Genomic DNA, 2,470 nt, shown 5'->3' with positions numbered 1-2,470 from the left:
CAGCTCCAGCACCAATGTCGGGGGCGCGCAGATCGGGGTGGGCGTGGGTACCAGCACCACCATCTACGACCCAGAGCAGCCAAGGGTGCGCCGCTAGTGGTCATTGCTATAGATTGAGTAGCTGCTTGCGCAGCTGAGATAAGCGCCAGAGCCTTGTTGAATGCCTCGGTTTTCGCCTCGCTCCAAAGCGGCCTGTCATCGACCCGAATTCTCGAGACCGGTCGTTCAATCTGAAAAATTGGATTCTGGCCGCATCCGGCTCTTGTGCAGCGTAAAGCCGCCGGGCAGGACCCAAGTCCCCAGCCCGCGCGGCGCACGGACCGCTTAAAACACCAGTTGCTGGCCGCCGAAGTTGTAGGCCGTGGGCATGTCGAGCTTGAGGTGCGAGCTGGCATCGACATTGGTCACCGTCGGGCCGACTTGGGCGACGGTGGTTGGGCTGAAGATGCCGCCACCGACAACGTTGGCCGAGTTGCCGCCAACAACAGCGATGGCATGGCCACCACGGACAGACGACATCGCAGCGCGGTCGAGTTCCTTGCGGGCGGACAGGTCTTGAATGATCAGATTGGATTTCATGGTGTATCTCCTGAGAATTTGGGTAGGGGGTAATTGAAATCAGGGGCTCAGAGAACCACCTGCTGGCCGCCGAAGTTGTAGGCGGTGGGCAGGTCGAGCTTGAGATGCGAACTGGCATCGACATTGGTCACGACTGCGCCGACCTGGACGACGGTGGTTGGGCTGAAGATGCCGCCACCCCAGCCGTTGGCCGAGTTGCCGCCAACAGCAGCGAGGGCATTGCCACCACGGACAGACGACATCGCAGCGCGGTCGAGTTCCTTGCGGGCGGACAGGTCTTGAATGATCAGATTGGATTTCATGGTGTGTCTCCTGGGAATTTGGGTATTGGGTAATTGAAATCAGCGGCTCAGAAAACCACTTGCTGGCCGCCGAAGTTATAGGCATGCGGCATGTCGAGCTTGAGATGCGAACTGGCATCGACATTGGTCACGACTGGGCCGATCTGGGCGACGGTGGTTGGGCTGAAGATGCCGCCACCGACAACGTTGGCCGAGTTGCCGCCAACAACAGCGATGGCATGGCCGCCACGCACAGACGACATCGCAGCGCGGTCGAGTTCCTTGCGGGTGGACAGGTCTTGAATGATCAGATTGGATTTCATGGTGTAACTCCTTAAGTGGTTGGGTTGGTGAGCATCAAGTTCGCTCGAAGAAGCTATTGCATGGGCCGTGCCAGATGCTGCGCCAGCGCCTTGAAATATTTGCAAGTCATTGAAAATAAAGGAAAAAACGTGCTTTTTACCATGGCCTGGCGTATTTTTTAAGCCACCCAGACCGGGGGCGCTGTCTGGTGCTGCAAAACACTTTTCCGACGACTGTCTGGATGGACCCATCACATGATTGGCAAGCTTCACTTGGCGAGGGATGCGATCTGCCACGGCTCATGCGCTGGCGTTTAACTTAGGTCTGAAAACGAATGCCTTACTGATGCATCGGGGTTGGTCTGCCAACTGCAGCAATGGCCGACCTGCCAGAGCGCTATCGTCTGGAACGACGGCCAAGACTGACAAGAGTCATTCAGGTTTTTGGCGTGGCGGACAGGTCCCGACCCATTGCAGTCAGCCATCTTGCAAAATTGGTCTGCCATTTGCAGTCGTTCAGTCACCCAACTTGAAGAGGGCACTTCAACTTCGGTTGTGCAGCATTTGCGACCGTTTGAGTGGCTAGTTTCGCTGGGCTACTACCCTCTCGTCCTTGCCTGCAGCTATAACAGCCCGCCCATTGAGTTCTCTCAGCGGTATCGTTCGCCGTGCACGGCCAACTATGACTTTACGGCTGCACGCAGCCTAGGCAGCTCGCTCATTTGACCTTGGACGTGTCTGGAAAGCCAATCCCGTGGCGAATTCGTGTGTGGAAAAGCCAGGATGGCTAGCAAAACTCTCTCGATCCAGATCTGTAGGTGATCAGTTCCGACGGAAAGTGCCTCCATTCTCGGCCCACCCATACTGCCTCCGTGCGCCAAGTGATTTCTGATTGCGTCGAGACCGTCTTCGCTCGAGTCGATGATTGGCCATAGCCCACCAACGCGCGGGGGAAAAGCGGTCACGAGTGCTTCAATCTTCTTGTGAAGCTTTCGCAGATCAGGAAACCACGTTTTCGCAAGGCCCTCCAAGGCGGCAAACATCCGCAAAAAGCTCCCCTCGCTGGAAGCCAGCACAAAGGGGTGGATCGAGAAGACCGCCAGCCGCACAGCATCCCGCTGTTGATCCGTCAACGCAGACCAGCGGACCGAAACGGACGAAAAATAGTCTTCAAGCTCGCTTTAGTTAAGGTTTGTAGGATGCCCGCCCGTGCAGGCGTTCAACATTGCTTTGCCTACTGACGCGGGTGGGCGTCGTATAAACCTCGATGGAGGAAACCGCGGCTGTGACCAATCTTGGCAGACCCAG

Annotated in this window: 3 protein-coding genes; all 3 read right to left on the bottom strand. The window is 56.9% G+C overall.

The features are described from left to right. Nucleotides 1–324: 324 nt before the first annotated feature. Genes C5P05_RS04355 through C5P05_RS04345 form a run of 3 tightly spaced genes read right to left on the bottom strand, consistent with a single transcriptional unit; the run spans nucleotide 325 to nucleotide 1,183 of the window. Entirely contained in the window at nucleotides 325–579 is a 255-nt protein-coding gene (locus tag C5P05_RS04355) for a hypothetical protein (protein ID WP_114968641.1), read from the bottom strand. 47 nt (nucleotides 580–626) lie between these two features. After that, on the bottom strand, nucleotides 627–881 hold the full coding sequence (locus tag C5P05_RS04350; protein ID WP_114968640.1) for a hypothetical protein: 255 nt from the start codon (nucleotides 879–881) through the stop codon (nucleotides 627–629). A 47-nt stretch (nucleotides 882–928) separates the two neighbouring features. Next, nucleotides 929–1,183 (bottom strand): hypothetical protein, encoded by a 255-nt coding sequence (locus tag C5P05_RS04345; RefSeq protein ID WP_114968639.1) that lies wholly within the window; start codon nucleotides 1,181–1,183, stop codon nucleotides 929–931. Between the last annotated feature and the right edge of the window lie 1,287 nt (nucleotides 1,184–2,470).

It is taken from the genome of Rhodoferax ferrireducens, assembly GCF_003347515.1.
Classification (GTDB): Bacteria; Pseudomonadota; Gammaproteobacteria; order Burkholderiales; family Burkholderiaceae_C; genus Rhodoferax.
Note: the sequence above shows the minus strand (reverse complement) of the source record. Positions and strands in the feature narration are given on the sequence as shown.

Excerpts from the sequence above, each read along its gene's own strand:
- C5P05_RS04355 (WP_114968641.1), bottom strand. The coding sequence starts at position 579 with ATGAAATCCAATCTGATCATTCAAGACCTGTCCGCCCGCAAGGAACTC.
- C5P05_RS04350 (WP_114968640.1), bottom strand. The coding sequence starts at position 881 with ATGAAATCCAATCTGATCATTCAAGACCTGTCCGCCCGCAAGGAACTC.
- C5P05_RS04345 (WP_114968639.1), bottom strand. The coding sequence starts at position 1,183 with ATGAAATCCAATCTGATCATTCAAGACCTGTCCACCCGCAAGGAACTC.